Source organism: Bradyrhizobium sp. Mp27 (genome assembly GCF_029953005.1).
Lineage (GTDB): Bacteria > Pseudomonadota > Alphaproteobacteria > Rhizobiales > Xanthobacteraceae > Bradyrhizobium > Bradyrhizobium barranii.
Genome location: NZ_JASAUS010000050.1, coordinates 12514 through 32059, shown reverse-complemented (window position 1 = coordinate 32059; position 19546 = coordinate 12514). Strand labels below are relative to the sequence as shown.

Here is a 19546-nt window from a genome sequence, read left to right as displayed (position 1 = left end):
GCGTAGCCCCTACTTCCCCGTGAACACGGCCTTCCGCTTCTCGATGAAGGCCTGCACGGCTTCCTTGTGATCAGCAGTCGTGGTCAGGCGGATCAGCCGTCCGGCTTCGTGGTCGCGAGCGGTCTCGAAATCAAACAGCAGCGCCTCGTCGAGATTGTCCTTCATATAGCGCAGCGCCTGACGCGGGCCTTCGGCGAGCGACTTGGCCAGTGCAAAGGCTTCAGCCTGCAATTTGTCGTCGGGTACGACGCGGTTGACGAGGCCGATGGCCTCGGCACGCGCTGCGTCGACGCGATCGCCGGTGAACAGCAGCTCGCGGGCCCGCGCGGTGCCGACGAGGCGAGTCAGCAGCCAGGCGATGCCGTAATCGCCGGAGAGCGCGATGCGGGCGTAGCCGGTGGCGACGAAGGCCGATTGCGCGGCGATGCGGATGTCGCAGGCCATGGCGATGGCGAGCCCGGCGCCGACCGCGGGGCCGGGCAGGGCGGCGATGGTCGGCTTGCGCACCGACACCAGCGCGCCGGTGAGCAGCCGCTGCCGCTCCTGGAGGTCGGCGACCTTGTCGTCAAACGACATCTCGAGCTTCTTCGGGTCGCGATGCGCGCCCATGCCCTTGACGTTGCCGCCGGCACAGAAGGCCGCGCCCGCGCCGGTGATCAGCAGCGCGCCGACCTCAGGGCTCTCGCCGCAGGTGCGGATCATCGTCCGCAGCGCCGGCGTCAAGGTATCCGACAGCGCGTTGCGCGCCTCCGGCCGGTTCAGCGTGATCACCGCGACGCGGTCGCGGATGACGCAGAGGAGTTCGTTGGTGCCGGTATCGATGGTGGTTTCCGTGGACATGTCGCTCCCTTTCTGTCGTCATTGCGAGGAGCGAAGCGACGAAGCAATCCAGTCCGTTTCCGCGGAGACATCTCTGGATTGCTTCGCTTCGCTCGCAATGACCGTTGTTTTTGCTTTATTGCCTCAAAACTTCTCCACCCACGGCCGCAGCTCCAGCTCCCAGCTCCAGGCGCTGCGCGGCTGTTGCAGCACGTTCCAATAGCTCTGCGCGATCGCGTCGGGATCGAGCATCGAATCCGGCTTATCGGCGGGTTCGGCCCGCGCCGCGCTACGGATGCCGCCGTCGATCACGAAATGGGCGATGTGGATGCCCTGCGGCGAGAGCTCGCGCGCCAGGCTCTGCGCCAGCCCGCGCAGCGCGAACTTGCCCATCGCGAACGAGGCCGACTGCGCATAGCCCTTGACGCTCGCCGAGGCGCCGGTGAACAGGATCGCGCCGTGCTTGTTCGGCAGCATGCGCTTGGCCGCCTGCTGCGCCACCAGGAAACCACCATAGGCGCTGATCGCGATCGCCTGCGCGACGTCGGCCGGGACGAGATCGACGAACGGCCCGCGCGTGCGGCCGCTGGCATTGTAGACGACGAGGTCGGGCGTGCCGATCTCGCGTTCGACCAGGCCGAACAGCCGCTCGACCTCCTCAGGCTCGGTGGCGTTGCAGGCATAGGCCTTGGCGCCGGTCTCGCGACAGAGCGCGCCTAATTTCTCGATCTTGCGCGCGGCCAGCGCGACGCGGATGCCTTGCGCGGAGAGCAGACGCGCCAGCGAGGCACTCAGGCCTTCGCCGGCGCCGACGATGAGGGCGATCTTGTATTTCGGATGTTCCATGGCGTGATCTCTCGGAGACGGGAAGCCGCTGATCTATGCATCCGCCGTGCGGACAACCAGCCGGGTCGGTCATAATTCCGCAGAGCGAATTGCTCCTTCACCGCGATCATGCCTCCCTGACAATTTGCGGCTTTATCCGCCTTTGCGACTGGAGCATGATCGACATCATCCCAAGCGGCAAGCGATAAGAATTGCCGTCGGGCGGGAACGAAGAGGACGATCATGCACAAGCCGGTCACAGGTGAGCCAAAAAGTGTCGCGGCCGCGCCATCCGGTCTGCTGGCGCCCGATACATCAGGCATGAATTTCTATCGCACCGATCCGGCGCTGACGGATCTGTTGCGTATCCATCTGCCGGACCCGCTGTTCCGCCACATCGAGCCGCATCTCGATCGTCTCGGCGAACTCGCCGGTGGCCATCTCGACGAGTGCGCGCGGCTCGCCGACCGGCACACGCCGGTGCTGCACCAGCGCGACAAGTTCGGCCGCGACGTGCAGTGGATCGAATATCACCCGGCCTATCGCGAACTGGAGAACGCCGCTTTCGGCGAGTTCGGCATCCACGCGCTTTCGATCCGCAAGGGCATCATGGGATGGCCGGACAAATATCCCGTCGTGGCCAAGCACGCCTTCACCTTCCTGTTCAACCAGACCGAATTCGGCATGGGCTGCCCGATCAACGTCACCGACGGCTGCGCAAAGCTCTTGGCGAATTTCGGCAGCGAGGCGCTGAAGGCGAAATATCTCGACGGTCTCACCCAGACCGACATGAGCAAGCTGACCCAGGGCGGCCAGTTCATGACCGAGAAGGAGGGCGGCTCCGACGTCGGTACGCTGACCACGCGCGCCGTGCAGGAGGGCGACCATTGGCGCCTCCATGGCGAAAAATGGTTCTGCTCGAACGCCGATGCTAAGGTCGTGATGCTGCTGGCGCGCCCCGAAGGCGCTGGCCCCGGCACGCGCGGCGTCGGCCTGTTCCTGATGCCGCGCTTCCTCGACGACGGTTCGCAGAACCATTACCGGATCGTGCGCCTGAAGGACAAGCTCGGCACGCGCTCGATGGCCTCGGGCGAGATCAAGCTCGAAGGCGCGATCGCCTATGCGGTCGGCAAGCTCGACCGCGGCTTCGTGCAGATGGCCGAGATGGTCAATTCGTCGCGGCTCTCCAACGGCGTCAAATCCACCGCGCTGATGCGCCGCGCCTATCATGATGCGATGACGGTCGCCAGGAACCGCGTGGTGTTCGGCAAGCGCATCATCGACCTGCCGCTGGGCCGCCGGCAGATGTTGAAGATCATGCTGCCGGTCGAGCAGGCGCTGTCGATGAGTTTTCTCACCGCCGACGCGCTCGACCGCGCCGAGGCTGGCAGTCAGGATGCAGCCGCGCTCCTGCGCATCCTGACGCCGACGCTGAAATTCCGTGCGACGCGCGATGCGCGAAAAGTCTGCGGCGATGCGCTCGAGATGCGCGGCGGCATCGGCTATATCGAGGAATTTGCCACGCCCCGCCTGCTGCGCGACGCCCATCTCGGTTCGGTCTGGGAAGGCACCGGCAACATCGTCGCGATCGATGCGCTCCGGCGCGCGGTCGGCCGCCATGGCGCCGAAGCCGCGCTATCAGCCGATCTGCACGCGCGGCTCGATGATAGCGCGTCGGTCCCGCAGGCCTGGCGCGACAATTTGCGCGGTCTGGTCGATCGCGCCGTCGGCTTCGCGCGCGAGGTCGCGGGCAATTCCGAGAACGAGGTCGATGCGCGCCGCGCGACCAGCCTGCTCTATCACGTCGCAAGCACGGTCGCGCTCGCCTGGGAAGCGCATCGCATCAACGAGATGCGCGGCGATGCGCGCCGGTTGCTGCTGTCGCGGCTGGTGATCGACCATCGCGTGTCGCCGAGCGATCCGTTCCGGCTGACGGAAAATGCCGCGCAAGCGAAGATCGCAGCGCTGCTGCTCGGCGATCGCGACGCCGGCATGAGCGAGGTTGGCGAACTGGTTCTGGCAGCGTAGGCTGCACGCCACGCTCAAACCAAAAGAAGCGATAGGGAGTGCTCGATGAAGGCCGCCGTCCTCTATGAAGTCAATCAGCCGCTGGTCATCGAGGATGTCAACCTGCCGAAGCCGGGCCCGCGCGAGGTTTTGATCCGCACGGCGGTCGCCGGCCTCTGTCACTCCGATCTGCACTTCATGGAAGGCCTTTATCCGCATCCGTTGCCCGCGGTGCTCGGGCACGAGTCTGCCGGCATCGTCGAACAGGTGGGCTCTGACGTCACCTATGTGAAGCCGGGCGACCACGTCGTGACGTGCCTGTCGGTGTTTTGCGGCACCTGCGACAATTGCACCACGGGCCGCACCGTGCTCTGCACCGACACCACGGTGAAGCTGTTGCCGGGCGCCTCAAACCGGATGCAATGGTCGAAGTCCGAGAAGCTGCATCAGTTCCTCAACCTCTCGTCCTTCGCCGAGCAGATGCTGGTGCACGAGAACGCCATCGTCAAAATCAGGAAGGAGATGCCGCTCGATCTCGCCGCGCTGATCGGCTGCGGCGTCATCACCGGCTACGGCGCGGTGGTGAACACGGCGAAGGTGACGGCGGGCGAGACCGTGGCCGTGATCGGCTGTGGCGGCGTCGGCATGGCCGCGATCAATGGAGCGCAGATCGCAGGCGCCGGACGCATCATCGCCATCGACACCAATCCGGCAAAGCTCCAGCTCGCGACCAAGCTGGGCGCGACCGACATCATCAATCCCGCCGACGGCGACGTGGTGAAGCAGGTCCGCGACCTCACCAATGGCGGCGTGCATCATTCTTTCGAGGTGCTCGGCCGCAAGGAGACCGCGGAGCAGGCTTTTGGCATGCTGGCGTCCGGCGGCACGGCCACCATCGTCGGCATGATCCCGTTCGGCCAGAAGATCGAGCTGCACGGCTTCGACTTCCTGCGCGAGCGCAGGATCCAGGGCTCATCGATGGGCTCCAACCATTTTCGCGTGGACATGCCGAGGCTGGTCGATTTCTACCTGCGCGGTCGGCTGCACCTCGAGGACTGGATCTCGGCCAAGCTGAAGCTCAGCGAGATCAACGAGGGCTTTGCCAACATGAAAGCCGGCAAGACGCTGCGCAGCGTGATTGTGTTTGATAGCTAGCGCTGGCGCTCGCCGGTGCTGCTCCAAGACAGGTGTCATCGCCCGGCTCGACCGGGCGATCCAGTATTCCAGAGACGGCAGTGATTGAATCGAAAGGCCGCGGCGTACTGGATGCCCCGGTCAAGCCGGGGCATGACAGCGGAGAGTATGCGGGCAGCGTGCCCCCGCCTCACCGCGACACGTGCGCTGATACCGCGAGCCACTTCCCGTTCTTCTTCGTCCAGCAATCGGTGTACCGCCCCGTCGCCTGCTGGCCGTCGGCGGTGGTATAGCTGGTGGCGGCGTGGATGATGGCAAAATCGCCCATGATGCGGATGATGACATCATGCGCATGCAGATTGCGGATTGCGATCGGCCGTGCCGTCTGCTCCAGGAAGGCTGCGCGGTCGACCAATGTCTTGTCGGGATTGGAGCAAAAGAACTCCGGCGCCAGGATTTCGTCGAAGCGTTTGACGTCGCAGTTCTGTACGGAGGCGACGTAGTCGCGGTTGAGCGCGGTGAGCTGGTCGAGGTCTTGGCTCATGACGTTTCTCTCCCTCTGTGTTATTTTACTCCGTCATTGCGAGCGTAGCGAAGCAATCCAGAGTCACTCCGTGGAACGATTCTGGATTGCTTCGTCGCTTCGCTCCTCGCAATGACGGGAGCCACTAGTCATTGAACGAAGGAGGCGGCGCGAACCCGCCGAATTCGCGCTCGATCAGTTCGGCGAGCTTGAGCGGCGTGCGGTCTTCCAGCCACGGGCCGACGATCTGCACGCCGATGGGCAGTCCATCAGGCGCAAAGCCCGTCGGGATCGCGGTGGAGGGCAGACCAGGGAGCGTCGCGATGCCGGGCCAGGCGAGCTGGTCGGGATAGACGTGCTCCTTGCCGTCGATCTTGATGCGGCGGGTTTCCTGGTCGAGCGAATGGTCGTGCGGATAGGCTGCTGTGGGCATGACGGGGCAGATCACCGCGTCGTACGTCTTGAACAGCTCCCGCCATTGCGCCCGTAGCCGCGTGCGTCCGGCATTTGCCGCCTGCCAGTCGCGGTGGCTCAGCGCGATGCCGCGCAGCCGTTCCGCAGCCAAGCTGTTGTCGCCTTCTGGCAACGACGCTGCGGCCGCTTTCGCGCCGGCATAGATGTCCGGCGCGAAGGTCGAGCTGAGGAACGACATCAGCATGCGCATATAGAGCCGCGAGGAGGCCGCGAAATCCGGCAGCAACGGGCTGCTGCGCTCGATCTTGACGCCAGACTTGGCGAGATTGTCGGCCAGCCGGTTGATGGTGCCGCGCACCGCCGTGTCGGTCGGCATCACTGGATCGGTGTCGATCACCAGCACGCGGAAATCCCTGAATGCCGTGTGTCGCGCCGCCGGCAGCTCGAGCCGGTAGGCGAGGCCAGCGTCGATCGGGTCGGGCCCGGCCATCACGTCGAGCACCAGCGAAAGATCAGCGGCGCTGCGCGCCATCGGGCCGATCACCGAGAGGTCACGCTCGAACGGCAAGGGTGGCAACGGCGGCGGCGTGTGGCCGCGCATCGCGACGAGATTGAAGGTCGGCTTGTGCGCATAGATGCCGCAATGGAAGGCGGGCACGCGCAGCGAGCCGCCGATGTCGGAGCCGATCGACAGCGGGCCATAGCCCGCAGCGAGCGCGGCCGAGGAGCCGCCGGACGAGCCGCCCGGCGTGCGGCCGAGATCGTAGGGATTGTTGGTAGTGCCGTAGATGTCGTTGTAGCTCTGCCAGTCACCGAGCCCCAGCGGCACGTTGGTCTTGCCGACGATGACGGTGCCGGCGTCCTTCACCCGCGTGACCGGCAGCGAATCTTGCTTGGCAATGAAGTCTTTTTGCGCAGGAATCCCCCAGGTCGTCGGCAGGCCGGCAATGTTGTAGGATTCCTTCACCGTCATCGGCAGGCCGAGCAGCGGCTTTCTTTCGCCGCGCGCCAACGCTGCATCCGCGTCACGCGCAGCGCTCAGCGCGCGGTCGAAATCCCGCACGCAGATCGCGTTGACCTTGCCATCGTGACGTTCGATGCGATCGATCGCATCCTGCGTGAGCTCGACCGCGGAGACCTTCCTTGCGGTCAACGCGGCCGACAGCTCGACCGCGCTCTTGAAACTCCATTCCGATTCCGCCACGACATGCTCCTGCGCTTCCCTGAAAGGATGATGCGCAGTTTGGCCGAAAGCCGCAACCGCCGTTTGATCGCGATTGATATGCCTCGCTGGTGGTCAGCGGGGGGCGGCCAACCACCAAGGTCGGTGTCATCGCCCGGCTCGACCGGGCGATCCAGTACTCCGAGACGGTTGTGAGGGAATCGCGAAGCCGCGGCGTACTGGATGCCCCGCTTTCGCGGGGCATGACAGCGGGTGTGGCCCTACGCCGCCCCGATCAAGATCCCCACCGACAGCACGATCGCGCCGCCGAGTACGATCTGGAACACGGCCTGGAGGAACGGGGTGTCCATGTAGCGCGCGCGGATGAAGGCGATCGCCCACAATTCGAAGAACACGACGACGCCGGCGATTCCCGTTGCGATCCAGAATGCGTTCGGCCAGCTGTCTGGGACGAGATAAGGCAGGGTGTGGCCGAGCCCGCCGAGCGTCGTCATCGCGCCGCAGGTGATGCCGCGCAGCCAGGGCGAGCCGCGCCCGGTGAGCGAGCCGTCATCGGACAGCGCTTCCGCAAAGCCCATGCTGATGCCGGCGCCGATCGAGGCGGCGAGGCCGACCAGAAACGTCTGCCAGTTCTGGTGGGTGGCGAAAGCTGCGGCGAACAGCGGCGCCAGCGTCGAGACCGATCCGTCCATCAGGCCGGCAAGGCCCGGTTGCACATATTGCAGCACGAACATTCGCCGTCGCGTGCGATCTTCCTCGGCGCGCACGTCCGGCTTCAGGATTTCGTCGGTCAGCGCGACGGCGCGGTTCTCGTGATGCTTTTCCTCCTCGGCGAGATCGCCGAGCAGGCGGCGCACGCCGACATCCTCGGCCTGCTCGGCGGCCCGCGCGTAGAAGCGCTCGGCCTCGAGCTCCATGGTCTCGACCTCTTTCCGGATGGTGTCGAGCGGCAGGTTTTTCGTCAGCCAGATCGGCCGCCGGCGCAGAAAGCCTTTGACGTTCTCGCGGCGGATCGGCGGCAGGTGCTGGCCGAAGCGTTCCTCATAGAGTTTCAGCAGCCGATGCCGGTGGCCGCGTTCCTCCTCGGCCATCTCCTCGAAAATCTTCGACGTGTCCGGGTAACGCTCGCGCAAGTCTTCGGCGAAGGTCATGTAGATGCGGCTGTCCTCCTCCTCGGAGGAGATCGCGACCGCAAGCACCTCGCGCTCGGTCAGTTCGGCAAAACTCTTCACGGCGGCCCTGTTCGATAGTTTAGAATTATTCTAAACTATATAGGGCGCCGGGGTTCCCGGGTCAAACCAGGCGGCTTTTGCGAGGAACTCAAGTAGCAGGCGGCTCACTTCGGCCGGCTGTTCCTGCTGCACCCAATGGCCGGCGCCGTCGACGAGATGGCAGCCGAGCATCTTCGTGCAGCCGCGCCCCTGCATCGCTTCGAACACGCCGGGGCGCTGATAGGTGCCCCAATCCTGCTTGCCCGAGATGAAGCAGGAGGGCACGTCGATGCTGCGGCCCGCAAACAGCTGCATCTCGCTGTTGAGCATGCCGGACGTGCCGTAGCGGTACCATTGCAAGCCCCCTTGGAATCCGGTGCGGTCATATTCGGCGCTGTAATAGGCGAGGTCGCTGTCCGGCAGCCATTGGTTGGCGGCGATCGCGGCCGGCGAGGGCATCTCCTTCGCAACCGTCTCCGCCATCGTCTCGCCGGAGTCCATCACGTAGTAGGTCGGCAGTTTTGCGAGTTCGCCCGCGGACCACGACGTCAGCGGATAAGGCTTGTTGTCGGTCCAGTCCGCACTCTTGTGGTGGTAGTAGGCGCGCAGGAAATCGTGCACGCCCTGCGGTGCGTGCTGCATGTCGGCGTTGGCCGGGCGCGTCGCGTAATACCATTGATAGTGTTTGCGCGGGCGCGGCAGTGCGGCGAGCTCGCGATGCACGGGGTCTTCGGCTGCAGGCTTTGCCGGCACATCGATCGCGCCAAACGGCAGCGGCGGCGCTCCGCCGAACGGCGCGCTCATCAGCGTCACCGAGCGAAACACGTCGGGCCGGATCAGGGCGCACCACGCCGCGACCGGGCTGCCGAAATCATGCCCGGCGAGATCGACCTGCCTGTAGCCGAACGCCGACACCAGGGCGAGCGCGTCGCGCACTAGGTTGAGCAGCGAGAACGGCGTGAGATCGCCGTCGTAATCCGCGGTCCATCCCGTGGTGCGGCCATAGCCGCGCTGGTCCGGCGCGATCACGTGATAGCCGGCCGCGGCCAGTGCCGGCATCACCTTGCGCCAGGAGAAGGCGAGCTCAGGAAAGCCGTGCAGCAAGAGGATGCAGGGCCGCCCCTTGGTCTCGAAGCCGGCTTCGAGCACGTGCATGCGCAAGCCGTTGATGCCGTCGACATAGCGCGAGCGGATTCCGGCGGGGAGAGGAACGTCGGGGAGATCGGCCATTCTTTGTTTCCTCGTCATGGCCGGGCTTGTCCCGGCCATCCACGTTCTTGTTGCCGTTGATTGTAAGAACGTGGATGCCCGGGACAAGCCCGGGCATGACGGAAGCCGGGCGATTGCCGCGCGCTACACCGCCGCACACACGAACGCGTTGCCCTTGCGCCTGATCTTCCCAACCGACGGCGAGGGGAAATGCGCGGTGCAGCACAGCGTGTCGGTGTCGCAATAGCGCTCAAGAAAGCTGCGGCGTGTTTTCGCCGCCGCGGCCGGATCGACGTCGAACTTGATCGACAGCTCCGGATAGAGCGTCTGCAGCGGCGAATGCATGAGGTCGCCGGAGAACACGGCGTCGTCCTTGCCGCGGCCCATTGTGATGGCGATATGGCCGGGCGTATGTCCTGGCGTCGGCAGGATGCGGACGTGATCGCCGATCTGATGATCGTTGCCGACCAGCTCGTGGCGCCTGGCCTCGACCACCGGCGCTGTCAGCAAAGGGCGGGATCTCCGCCTTCGCATTCTCCGCGAACCAGTGGTCGTATTCCTGCTTGGCGAAGACGTAGCGCGCCCTCGGGAAAGTCGGTACCCAGCGGCCGTTCTCGAGCCGCGTGTTCCAGCCGACGTGATCGACATGCAGATGCGTGCACATCACGAAATCGATGTCGTCGACCGCGAACCCGGCGGCGTTGAGTCCGCGCAGGTACGTATCGTCGGTCTTCATGTTCCATTTCGGCCGCTGCGGGCGCGGCTTGTCGTTGCCGATGCAGCTGTCGATCAAAATGGTGCGGTGCGGCGTCTTCACCACATAGGACTGGAAGCACAGGAGCAGCACGTCCTGCTCGTCCAGCGCCTTGGCCTGCCGCATCCATGCCCGGTTCTCGGCCAGCACCTCGGCCGTCAATCCCGGCAGCATGTCCAGTGCCGGGACGAACGAGGTCTCCTGCTCGATGACGCGATGGATGGTGAGATCGCCGACCGCGTATTTCAGGCTCATGAGAACTCCCGCTGTACAGCATGATCCGGAAAAGTGTGCAGCGGTTTTCCGACAAGATCATGCTCAAACAACAATCCTAAAGCGCGATGATGTTCATCGCGCTTTAGGCGGCCGGAGGCACCGAGATCTTGACCGAGGGGCGCTCCAGCATCTTCTGGTGGAAGGCGTCGAGTTTCGGGTAGGCCTTGCGCCAGCCGCAATCGGCGAAGCGGAAGTCGGCATAGCCGAGCACGCAGACGAGGCCGATCTGCGAGATGTCGAACGGGCCGTTCAAAACGTCGGGCATGTTCTCGAAGCGCGCCATGCCGGTCCAGGCCCGGTTCCAGTGGTCGTCCGACCATGCCTGCCATTGCAGGCCCTGCGGCCGCACCATCTTCTCGTAGCGGCACAGCAGCATGGAATCGAGCATGCCGTTGATCAGGGAGTGATTGGTCTTGGCCTTCCAGCGCCGCGGGCCGTAATCGGGGATCAGGCTGCCGCCGGCCATCTCGTTGAGATATTCGACGATCACGTAGGAATCGAGAATGACGTCGCCGTCATTGGTGATCAGCACCGGCAGCTTCTTCAGCGGCGTGATGCGCGAATAGTCCTCATTGACCGTGCCCGGCGCGACGGTCGCGGGCGTCAGCTCGATCTTGTCGATCAGCCCGAGCTCGATCGCGGCGATACGGACCTTGCGGGCGAAGGGCGAGGCGGCGGAGAAGGAGAGTTTCATCTGACGATTCCCTGCGGTCGGTCTTGAGCGGACGGTGTCTCCTCCGTCATGGCCGGGCTTGACCCGGCCATCCACGCGTTTCCACGCGGCTGGACTGCGAGACGTGGATGCCCGGGACAAGCCCGGGCATGACGACGAGTGTGCTGATCGCGGCTTACGCCGCCACGATCTCCTGGCGCTGCTCGCCGAGGCCTTCGATGCCGAGCGTGACGACATCACCGACATTGAGGAAGGTCGGCGGCTTCATGCCGAGACCGACGCCGGGCGGGGTGCCGGTGGTGATGATGTCGCCCGGCAGCAGGGTCATGAACTGCGACACGTAGGAGACGCATTTGGCCATGGAGAAGATCATGGTCTGGGTCGAGCCGGTCTGGCGGCGCTGGCCGTTGACGTCGAGCCACATCGACAGGTTCTGCACGTCCTTGATCTCGTCCTTGGTGGCGAGCCACGGGCCGACCGGGCCGAACGTGTCGTGCGACTTGCCCTTGGTCCACTGGCCCAGGCGCTCGGTCTGGAAGTGGCGCTCGGAGACGTCGTTGCAGACGCAATAGCCGGCGACGTAGTTCAGCGCGTCGGCTTCAGACACATATTTTGCGCGGGTGCCGATGATGGCGGCGATCTCGACTTCCCAGTCGAGCTTGGTCGAGCCGCGCGGCTTCTCGACAGCGTCGTTCGGGCCGGATAGCGAGGTGTTGGCCTTCATGAAGATGATCGGCTCGGTCGGGATCGCAGCGCCGGTTTCCTTGGCGTGGTCGCTGTAGTTGAGGCCGATGGCGACGAATTTCGAGATGCTGGTGACGGGCGCGCCGAAGCGCGGCTTGCCGGAGACGGCGGGCAGGGAGGCCGGGTCAAGGCCCGCCAGCTTCTTCAGGGATTCCGGGGAATAGGCCTCGCCGGTCAGGTCCTTCAGATGCGCCGACAGGTCGCGCAATTGGCCGGATTTGTCGATCAGGCCGGGCTTTTCCGCACCCTTTTCGCCATAACGAACAAGCTTCATTCTCGTTTCTCCCTGGAGATGGACCGATCGGTTAAATAGCTTCATGGAACAGGGCGGCGGGAAATTCAACCGCTCAAAGTGGGGCGCATTGCAGGCTTCTGGATTCGGTGGGCGGAGGTATCGGGAGGCTCTGTGTCCCGGACGCGCTGCAGCGTGAAACGCTGCTGCGCAGAGCCGGGACCCAGATTGTGGCAACATGGGCCCCGGATCAGCAGCGCATCAACATAGCGCGTCGAAGACGCGCGTAAACGCGCTCTTCGTGCTGCGCAGCATCCGGGGCACGAGACCTAGCCCAGCGCCACAAATTTGAACGCATCCCCGTCCCGCTTGATGTGGCCGGCCGAGAAATGGCCGCCGATCACCAGCGTCGGGGTATCGGCAAAGCGCGAGAACACCTTGTGGCGGGTTGCCGCCGATTGGGCGGTATCGGTGTCGACGACCGAGCACCAGTCGAGATGCGCCATCTGGCAGGGGTGATGGGCGACGTCGCCGCTGAGCAACCCTTGTTCGCCGCCGGACTCGATCAGGACGCTCATGTGCCCGGGGCTGTGGCCGGGGGTCGGGATCACGCTGATCTCCTCGCAGAGCCGGTGATCACTCGGGATCAACTCGACCAGGCCCGCATCGACGACCGGCTTCACGGAATCGTTGAACACCGCGACCTTGTCCGGCTCGGCCGTATAGTCGCGCCAATATTCATACTCGGTCTTGCCGAACAGGTAGCGCGCCCTGGAGAAAGTCGGCACCCATTTGCCATCAACCAGCTTCGTATTCCAGCCGACATGATCGACATGAAGATGCGTGCACAGCACGGTGTCGATGCTGTCAGGGGGAAAGCCCGCTGCCGTCATGGTCTCTAGAAACGGCGTGCTGCGGTTATTCCAGACCGGGACACCGCGGCCCTGCTTGTCGTTGCCAAGGCCAGTGTCGACCACGATGCGGCGCGTCGGCGTCTCCACCACCAGCGAGTGGATCGACATTTTCAGCCGGCCCTCCTCGGTGGCGAAATGCGGGATCAGCCAGGGCAGCTTCTGGATCTCGTCATTGGTCGCGGCCGGCAGGATGAAGCGGGTCGAGCCGACCGTCTCCATTTCCACGATCTTGGCGATTTTGACCTTGCCCACGGTCCACGGCATGCGGCGATCCCAATTTTCTTGCTTTCGCGAAAGATGCGGCCTTCCGCCGTCGAAGGCAATGGATCATCTGTCGCGATGTTGCGTTATCGGGGGAACCCCGAGACAGCCAGAGAGAGCGACGATGCCAGAGCTTGCCATTTCCGCCGAGAAGGTCGCCTTCATCATCGAGAAGGCCCGCGAATTCGACGTCAAGGAGGCGGCGTCCGACCCTGACTCGGGCTCCAATCCCTCTGATGATGACGAGATCGACGTGCTCGAGGACACCAATTCCGACCCGGTCGCAGCCGAGCTGTCCGGTTTCATCCGCGCGCTGAACGAGGACGAGCAGCTCGACCTCGTCACGATGATGTGGCTCGGCCGCGGCGATGGCGAAGTGGAGGAGTGGGACGATCTGCGCGCACGCGCCGCCGAGGCGCGCGGTGAGTACAAGAATCCGCGTCGTGAAACGGTGCAATATCTGCTGGGCGAGCCGATGCTGGGCGATCTGCTCGCCGATGGCATGGACGAGCTCGGCATCGATTGGACCGACGAGCGGACCACGCCGGTTTCTTAGAGCTGAAGATCTAGTCGTCATGCCCGGGCTTGTCCCGGGCATCCACGTTCTTCGTGCCGTGAGTAAGACGTGGATGGCCGGGACAAGCCCGGCCATGACGCTGTGGAAGCCTCAACGGACTAACTCAGTTCTCACCGAGCGCAGTCGACGATCACGGTGCCGAGTTTGTCACCCTTCTCGACCGCGAGATGCGCCTGCGCAGTATCCGACAGCGCGAACTGCCCCGCGACGTTGTGAATGCGCGGCCCTGCCGCCAGCCATTTCGTGATATCGGCCTGCGCCGCCGCAAGCAACGCCTGCGGCAGCGCGAACAGCACCAGGGTGCGCAGCGCGATGCACTTTTCCATCAGCTCGCGCATTGGGACAACCGGTGTGCGGTTGCCGTTGGTGGCGTAGACGGCGATCGTCGAATTGAGCGCCATCAGCTTCAACGTCGTCGCGATGTTGCCGCCGAAATCGACATCGGCCACGCGATCGACACCACGTCCGCCGGTGAACGCCATCGCCCTGGCAACGACGTCCTCGTCCCTGTAATTGACCACGAGATCGGCGCCCGCGCGCCGGGCCTGCTCCCCCTTCATCGCCGAGCTGACCGTCGCGATCACCTGTGCGCCGCCCCATTTGGCGAGCTGCACGGCATAATGGCCAACCGCGCCGGCGCCGCCGGTGACGAGCACGGTCTTGCCGACGATCGGCCCATCCGCAAACAGGCTGCACCACGCGGTCATCGCGGGGATGCCGAGCGTTGCGCCTTCCGCAAAGGAAAGATGATCCGGCAGCGGCGTCACCAGCTGCTCGGCGAGCGCGATATATTCGGCCGCCGTGCCGAAGGCGCGGCCGTTGCGCTGGCCGTTGAACAGCCAGACCCGGTCGCCGACCTTGAAGCGCGTTACGCCGTCGCCGATCTGGTCGACGAAACCCGCGCCGTCGCTGTTCGGAATGACGCGCGAAAATTCCATCGCGCGATAGCTGCCACCGCGCCGGCCGACATCGGCCGGATTGACGCCGGAGGCCTCCAGGCGAATGCGAACTTCGCCTGGGGCTGCGACCGGCGTCGCCATCTCACCATAGGTGAGGACGTCCGCCGCCGGTCCCGTTTGCTCGTACCAGACCGCCCTCACAGCGTTCCGGGGAAGGCGCCGCCGTCGAGCAAAATGTTCTGGCCCGTGATGAAGCCGGCCTTGGCGCCGCAGAGGAAGGCGCAGGCATAGCCGAACTCGTCAGGCTGGCCGAAGCGGCCGGCGGGGTTGAGCTTGGCGCGCTCGGCCAGGATCTGCTCCGGCGTCGTGCCGCGCTTGTCGGCCTCGGCCTTGGCGGTGCCGGTCAGGCGGTCGGTCTCGAACGGACCCGGCAACAGGCCGTTGATGGTGACGTTGTTGATCACGGTCTTGCGCGACAGGCCGGCGATGAAGCCGGTGAGGCCGGCGCGCGCGCCGTTGGAGAGACCGAGGATGTCGATCGGCGCCTTCACCGCGGCCGAGGTGATGTTGACGATGCGGCCGAACTTGCGCGCCATCATGCCGTCGACGGTTGACTTGATCAGCTCGATGGGCGTGAGCATGTTGGCGTCGATCGCTTTGATCCAGTCGTCGCGGGTCCAGTTGCGGAAATCGCCGGGCGGCGGGCCGCCGGCATTGTTGATCAAGATGTCCGGCTCGGGGCAGGCCTTCAGCACGGCCTCGCGGCCCGCAGGCGTCGTGATGTCGCCGACGATCTCGGTGACCTTCACGCCCGGATAGGCTTTGCGGATGTCGTCGGCCGTCTTCTTCAGGGCTTCGGCGCCGCGCGCGGTCAGCGTGACGTCAACGCCGGCTTCCGCCAGCGAGATGGCGCAGGCGCGGCCGAGGCCCTTGCTGGATGCGCAGACGATGGCGCGGCGACCTTTGATCCCAAGATCCACTGTTTCACTCCCGTAATGTCAGGCAGGTTTTAGACGGGCCGCACTCTAGCCAATCGTGGCGCCGCTGATAAGGGAGGGGGCCGCGTCAAAATGCATGGCGCGGTCGCGCGGCGATGCAAATGTGCGGGCATGATCCGGAAAAGTGTGCAGCGGTTTTCCGAAAAGATCATGCCCGGACAATAAGCTAGATGCGCCGTTCCTGCTTGAGGCGGTCAATCGCGGCCGCGGCCTCCGGCGGCAATGTCTTGAAGCCCATCTTGCCGGCCGCCGAGAATAGCGGCCGCAGATGCGAACCGGCGAGGAACGGCGGCTGGCGGTTGGCCGGCACGATCTGGTCGAACACCAGCACCAGCGTGGTGGCGACGAGGCCGACCCTGATGGCGCCGAGTGCGGCGCCGGCGAGCCGGTCGCCGATCCCGGCTTCGCGTATCGTGTCGTTCAGCGCGAGGCGGCCGATATATCCAAGGAGCATGCCGACGACCACGAAGATGCCGAAGAACCACATCCAGTTTTGCAGCAGCGGCGCGTTCGGATTGGTCGCAACCTGCGGCACGATCAGCGGCATCAGCGCGACGGCGATGGGAGCGGCCAGGAGATAGGCGAGAATGGTCATGGCGCTGCCGAGCAGACCGGTCCTGAAACCGAAGCCGATCGCGACGGCGAGTGCCGCATAGACCGCGAGATCGAAACTGTTCATGAGCGTCAGGCCTGCCTCGATGGAACGCTTGCGTCGATGGAACGAATGAACGCCGGACCGATCATTCCGGTTTCAGATCGTTAAAATCGTCTGTATTGGTGGCTCCAAGGCTCAGGGAAAACGCTCAAGGCAAGCGTCATGTCAGACTTATTCGACGTCAGTCAAGAAACCATCCTAGTGACGGGCGCGAGCCAGGGGCTGGGGCGGCAATTTGCCCGGGTTCTGGCGGCCCATGGCGCGGCCGTCGCGCTCGCGGCGCGCCAGACCGACAAGCTCAAGAGCCTGGAGGAGGAGATCCGCGGCAAGGGCGGCCGCGCTGCCGCGGTCGCGCTCGACGTCACTGACATGTCATCGATCGCGAGGGCTGTGGATGCCACGGAAGCCGCGCTCGGTCCGATCACGGTGCTGATCAACAATGCCGGCATCGCCATCGAGAAGCTCGCGACCGAGCAGACCGAATCCGATTGGGACGCCGTGATCGGTGCCAATTTGAAAGGCGCCTATTTCCTCGCGACCGAAGTCGCGCGCCGCATGATCGCGCGCAAGCAGGAAGGCAACATCGTCAACATCGCTTCCGTGCTCGGCACCGGCGTGCTGAAGGCGGTGTCGCCCTACGCGATCTCGAAGGCCGGCATCCTCCAGGCGACCAAGGCGATGGCGCTGGAGCTCGCAGGCCAGAACATCCGGATCAACGCGCTGGCGCCAGGCTATATCGACACGGAAATGAATCATGCCTTCTGGTCCACCCCGCCGGGCGAACGCCTGACCAAGCGCATCCCGCAGCGCCGCGTCGGCGCCGAGTCCGATCTCGACGGCGCGATCCTGCTGCTGGCCTCGAAGGCGTCGCGGTATATGACCGGGAGCGTCGTGACGGTGGACGGCGGGTTCTTGTTGAATTGACTTTCTTCGCTTCTCCCCGGCTGCGGGGAGAGGCCGGATTTGCGCGCAGCGCAAAGCCGGGTGAGGGGGAGTCTCCGCGAGTCCAACTCTCACCGTTTTTGCCGAGATAGCCCCTCACCCCAACCCTCTCCCCGTAAGAACGGGGAGAGGGAGAAGAGCTACCGCATTATCTTGTTTCAGCGCTCCTAGCCGAGGGCGTCAGCAGGATAGCCACGATCTCGACGATCAGCAGCCCGCCGGTGATACCGGCAAGGCGCTCGATGCCGGGAATGATGCTGGACGGCGGCCCTGATCCCTGCACCATCGTCATGATGAAGACGACCGCGCCCTGGGTGCCGACATAGCCGATATCGCGCGCGCTCGCCTGGACATGCGCACCGACCCAGACCCCGATGGCAAGCGCGGCAAGCCAGGGCAGGAAGTTTTCGAACGAGGCGATCAGCACCGCAAGGCCGGCGAGGCCGCCGATCAGGCAGCCGAGGATGCGATGCGTGCCACGGGCCGCGATCTTCTCGCGATTCGCAGCATCGTCGTCGGATATTGCCGGCACGGCCATCACGGCCGCGACCGTGATTGCGGCCTGCGAGAAGCTCGGCAATTGCAGCCAGCTCCATGCCAGCGGCACCAGCATCACACCAAGGCCCGCGCGCATTGCGTGCTGGGTCGAGGCCCATTGCGCGCCGAGAAGGTCGGACCAGCCCGGCGCCCGCGGACGTGGCGGCGCATGATCCTCGCGCGGCGAAAGCAGGTGCGAGACCAGAATGGCGGCGAGAGTGCCGATCGTCACCTCGGCAGTACGGTTGCAGGCGACTGACAGCGCCGAGGTCGGATCGTCGAGCGTTGCGAGCAGCACCATGTCGGCCGTGACGGCGCCGAGCAGCCAGGCATAGCCGTGGCGACTAACTTGCAGGCCGAGCACGCCGATGCTGCTTGCGATGAACAGTGCGAGGCTCAGTGCAACCTGGTCCTCGATCAGCCACGGGCTCAAGAGCAGGCCGGCAGCGGCACCGATCGCGGTGCCGACGATGCGCAGGGCGCCGCGACGCAAGGAAGAGGGCGCCGTCACCTGCGTCGAGACGAAGGCACTGATCGCCGCCCACCATGGAGCGTCCACCCGCAGCACAAGCGCCACGATCACGGCCAGCGTGACGGCCAGTGCAACGCGGCTGCAATGATGGCCGCGTGGGCCGGCCAGATCGATCTCCAGCAACTCCCGCCGCAATGCAGAGATCGCTCTTGTCGCGGCCCCGCTCATGGCAGCACGACCACCCTGGCGTCGGCACCCATATAGAGTCTCTGGCGGATCGACCAGCGTCAGCGTCACCGGAAAGCGGCGCTTGAGGCGGATCCAGTCAGTGGTCGGCGCCACGTAGTTGAGGAGGCGATTGGGCACGGGTTCGCGGCTGATGCCACGAGCAATGCCGGTCACCTTGGCACGGCGTAGATGCCAGGGATCTGAGTCCAGCGACACCCAGGCCGTGCTGCCGACGGCAAAGCCGCGGATGTAGCTTTCCTTGAAGTTGGCGACGATGCGCCAGGCGCGGGCATCGACGATGCCGATCAGCGGCACATCGGCCTGTGCAGTGTCGCCCACGCGCAGGCTGAGCGACGTGACCGTGCCGCTGGTTGGTGCGACCAGCTTGGTGCGGGCGAGCTGCCATTCTGCGAGCGCCAGCGCCGAATTGGCGCGGGCGTGGCTCGCTTGATGCATGGATAGCGTGGCCTCCGTCGCCGCGACCGACTCCTGTGCGGCGTCGCGTGCCGCATTCGCGCGTCGCAGCGTATCGCTCGCCTGGTCGAGCGCGACGCGGGAGACATCCTGGGCCGAGGCGAGCGTCGTCAGGCGCTTTTCGTTTTCGCTCGCAAAATCCGCGGCCGAGCTCGCCGCCGCCAACGCGTCCCGTGCCGATGCGATCCGGTGCTGGTCGGAGGCGATCTGCGCGCGGGCCTCGGCAAGATCGGCACGCCGCTGATCCAGGGCCAACTGGAAAGGTACGGGATCGATGCTGGCAAGCAGGTCGCCCTCGGCCACATCCTGATTGTCGGCGACATGTACGGCAATGATGCGCCCAGTCACCTGAGGCGCGAGCGCGACCAGATCGGACTGAACATAGGCGTCGTCGGTGAAGGCGACGAACGACGATATCACCTCATAGGCAACGAAAAGCGCCAGCGCGATCGCTGCCGCAAGTCCGACTCGTCGTCCACGCGTCATGTCAGGCAAAACTCCGAGGCAGCGGCGCGCATCAACTTCTCCGGGCTAGATGAGCAGTCTATCCCGGCCGGTTGCAGCTCGAAAAGTCCCGTTCGTGCG

Annotated in this window: 17 protein-coding genes and 1 pseudogene; 4 read left to right on the top strand and 14 right to left on the bottom strand. The window is 65.0% G+C overall.

The window, feature by feature from the left end; translation table 11 throughout:
• Positions 1 to 9: 9 nt before the first annotated feature.
• Positions 10 to 840: an enoyl-CoA hydratase gene (locus tag QJT78_RS24240; RefSeq protein WP_028149254.1), complete on the bottom strand. Its 831-nt coding sequence runs from the start codon at positions 838 to 840 to the stop codon at positions 10 to 12.
• Between the two features lie 123 nt (positions 841 to 963).
• A complete protein-coding gene (locus QJT78_RS24235; RefSeq protein ID WP_028149253.1) occupies positions 964 to 1665 on the bottom strand; it encodes an SDR family NAD(P)-dependent oxidoreductase in 702 nt (233 codons plus the stop codon).
• A 222-nt stretch (positions 1666 to 1887) separates the two neighbouring features.
• Between QJT78_RS24235 and QJT78_RS24230 the strand changes: the two genes are divergently transcribed.
• On the top strand, positions 1888 to 3672 hold the full coding sequence (locus tag QJT78_RS24230; protein WP_028149252.1) for an acyl-CoA dehydrogenase family protein: 1785 nt from the start codon (positions 1888 to 1890) through the stop codon (positions 3670 to 3672).
• A 45-nt stretch (positions 3673 to 3717) separates the two neighbouring features.
• Positions 3718 to 4806, top strand: a complete 1089-nt coding sequence (locus QJT78_RS24225) for a Zn-dependent alcohol dehydrogenase (RefSeq protein WP_028149251.1) — start codon at positions 3718 to 3720, stop codon at positions 4804 to 4806.
• 169 nt (positions 4807 to 4975) lie between these two features.
• Here QJT78_RS24225 and QJT78_RS24220 read toward each other — a convergent pair whose 3' ends face one another.
• From QJT78_RS24220 to QJT78_RS24185, 8 genes and pseudogenes are all read right to left on the bottom strand, one after another.
• Positions 4976 to 5329, bottom strand: a complete 354-nt coding sequence (locus tag QJT78_RS24220; protein WP_028149250.1) for a nuclear transport factor 2 family protein — start codon at positions 5327 to 5329, stop codon at positions 4976 to 4978.
• A gap of 124 nt (positions 5330 to 5453) precedes the next feature.
• Positions 5454 to 6926: an amidase gene (locus tag QJT78_RS24215; protein ID WP_028149249.1), complete on the bottom strand. Its 1473-nt coding sequence runs from the start codon at positions 6924 to 6926 to the stop codon at positions 5454 to 5456.
• A gap of 239 nt (positions 6927 to 7165) precedes the next feature.
• Positions 7166 to 8137, bottom strand: coding sequence for an iron exporter MbfA (gene mbfA / locus QJT78_RS24210; protein WP_028149248.1), 972 nt, complete (start codon positions 8135 to 8137; stop codon positions 7166 to 7168).
• A gap of 30 nt (positions 8138 to 8167) precedes the next feature.
• Complete coding sequence (locus tag QJT78_RS24205; protein WP_049807732.1) at positions 8168 to 9346, bottom strand: alpha/beta hydrolase; 1179 nt, start codon at positions 9344 to 9346, stop codon at positions 8168 to 8170.
• Positions 9347 to 9469: 123 nt separating this feature from the next.
• Positions 9470 to 10334: pseudogene (locus QJT78_RS24200) on the bottom strand (MBL fold metallo-hydrolase).
• 103 nt (positions 10335 to 10437) lie between these two features.
• Positions 10438 to 11049 carry a glutathione S-transferase family protein gene (locus tag QJT78_RS24195; RefSeq protein ID WP_028149247.1) on the bottom strand — a complete coding sequence of 204 codons (612 nt, stop codon included), beginning with the start codon at positions 11047 to 11049 and terminating at the stop codon, positions 10438 to 10440.
• A 154-nt stretch (positions 11050 to 11203) separates the two neighbouring features.
• Positions 11204 to 12046 carry a fumarylacetoacetate hydrolase family protein gene (locus QJT78_RS24190; protein WP_028149246.1) on the bottom strand — a complete coding sequence of 281 codons (843 nt, stop codon included), beginning with the start codon at positions 12044 to 12046 and terminating at the stop codon, positions 11204 to 11206.
• 287 nt (positions 12047 to 12333) lie between these two features.
• A complete protein-coding gene (locus QJT78_RS24185; protein WP_028149245.1) occupies positions 12334 to 13182 on the bottom strand; it encodes an MBL fold metallo-hydrolase in 849 nt (282 codons plus the stop codon).
• Between the two features lie 121 nt (positions 13183 to 13303).
• Between QJT78_RS24185 and QJT78_RS24180 the strand changes: the two genes are divergently transcribed.
• Complete coding sequence (locus QJT78_RS24180) at positions 13304 to 13735, top strand: DUF3775 domain-containing protein (RefSeq protein ID WP_028149244.1); 432 nt, start codon at positions 13304 to 13306, stop codon at positions 13733 to 13735.
• Positions 13736 to 13866: 131 nt separating this feature from the next.
• Here the strand turns inward: QJT78_RS24180 and QJT78_RS24175 are convergent, their stop codons facing one another.
• The 3 genes from QJT78_RS24175 to QJT78_RS24165 all read right to left on the bottom strand — a co-directional run bounded on the left by QJT78_RS24175 (position 13867) and on the right by QJT78_RS24165 (position 16332).
• A complete protein-coding gene (locus tag QJT78_RS24175) occupies positions 13867 to 14856 on the bottom strand; it encodes an NADPH:quinone reductase (RefSeq protein WP_028149243.1) in 990 nt (329 codons plus the stop codon).
• On the bottom strand, positions 14853 to 15635 hold the full coding sequence (locus QJT78_RS24170) for an SDR family oxidoreductase (RefSeq protein WP_014498394.1): 783 nt from the start codon (positions 15633 to 15635) through the stop codon (positions 14853 to 14855). The genes QJT78_RS24175 and QJT78_RS24170 overlap by 4 nt, the downstream gene beginning before the upstream one ends.
• A gap of 184 nt (positions 15636 to 15819) precedes the next feature.
• Positions 15820 to 16332, bottom strand: coding sequence for a CvpA family protein (locus QJT78_RS24165; RefSeq protein ID WP_028149242.1), 513 nt, complete (start codon positions 16330 to 16332; stop codon positions 15820 to 15822).
• A 138-nt stretch (positions 16333 to 16470) separates the two neighbouring features.
• Between QJT78_RS24165 and QJT78_RS24160 the strand changes: the two genes are divergently transcribed.
• Positions 16471 to 17232: an SDR family oxidoreductase gene (locus QJT78_RS24160; RefSeq protein ID WP_028149241.1), complete on the top strand. Its 762-nt coding sequence runs from the start codon at positions 16471 to 16473 to the stop codon at positions 17230 to 17232.
• 166 nt (positions 17233 to 17398) lie between these two features.
• Here the strand turns inward: QJT78_RS24160 and QJT78_RS24155 are convergent, their stop codons facing one another.
• Entirely contained in the window at positions 17399 to 19447 is a 2049-nt protein-coding gene (locus QJT78_RS24155) for an FUSC family protein (protein WP_028149240.1), read from the bottom strand.
• Positions 19448 to 19546: the final 99 nt, after the last annotated feature.

What these genes read in the sequence shown, in the direction of transcription:
- QJT78_RS24220 (WP_028149250.1), bottom strand. Translation starts at nt 5,329, where the DNA reads ATGAGCCAAGACCTCGACCAGCTCACCGCGCTCAACCGCGACTACGTC.
- QJT78_RS24155 (WP_028149240.1), bottom strand. Translation starts at nt 19,447, where the DNA reads ATGACGCGTGGACGACGAGTCGGACTTGCGGCAGCGATCGCGCTGGCG.
- QJT78_RS24235 (WP_028149253.1), bottom strand. Translation starts at nt 1,665, where the DNA reads ATGGAACATCCGAAATACAAGATCGCCCTCATCGTCGGCGCCGGCGAA.
- QJT78_RS24225 (WP_028149251.1), top strand. Translation starts at nt 3,718, where the DNA reads ATGAAGGCCGCCGTCCTCTATGAAGTCAATCAGCCGCTGGTCATCGAG.
- QJT78_RS24240 (WP_028149254.1), bottom strand. Translation starts at nt 840, where the DNA reads ATGTCCACGGAAACCACCATCGATACCGGCACCAACGAACTCCTCTGC.
- QJT78_RS24165 (WP_028149242.1), bottom strand. Translation starts at nt 16,332, where the DNA reads ATGAACAGTTTCGATCTCGCGGTCTATGCGGCACTCGCCGTCGCGATC.
- QJT78_RS24205 (WP_049807732.1), bottom strand. Translation starts at nt 9,346, where the DNA reads ATGGCCGATCTCCCCGACGTTCCTCTCCCCGCCGGAATCCGCTCGCGC.
- QJT78_RS24190 (WP_028149246.1), bottom strand. Translation starts at nt 12,046, where the DNA reads ATGAAGCTTGTTCGTTATGGCGAAAAGGGTGCGGAAAAGCCCGGCCTG.
- QJT78_RS24180 (WP_028149244.1), top strand. Translation starts at nt 13,304, where the DNA reads ATGCCAGAGCTTGCCATTTCCGCCGAGAAGGTCGCCTTCATCATCGAG.
- QJT78_RS24230 (WP_028149252.1), top strand. Translation starts at nt 1,888, where the DNA reads ATGCACAAGCCGGTCACAGGTGAGCCAAAAAGTGTCGCGGCCGCGCCA.
- QJT78_RS24185 (WP_028149245.1), bottom strand. Translation starts at nt 13,182, where the DNA reads ATGCCGTGGACCGTGGGCAAGGTCAAAATCGCCAAGATCGTGGAAATG.
- QJT78_RS24195 (WP_028149247.1), bottom strand. Translation starts at nt 11,049, where the DNA reads ATGAAACTCTCCTTCTCCGCCGCCTCGCCCTTCGCCCGCAAGGTCCGT.
- QJT78_RS24160 (WP_028149241.1), top strand. Translation starts at nt 16,471, where the DNA reads ATGTCAGACTTATTCGACGTCAGTCAAGAAACCATCCTAGTGACGGGC.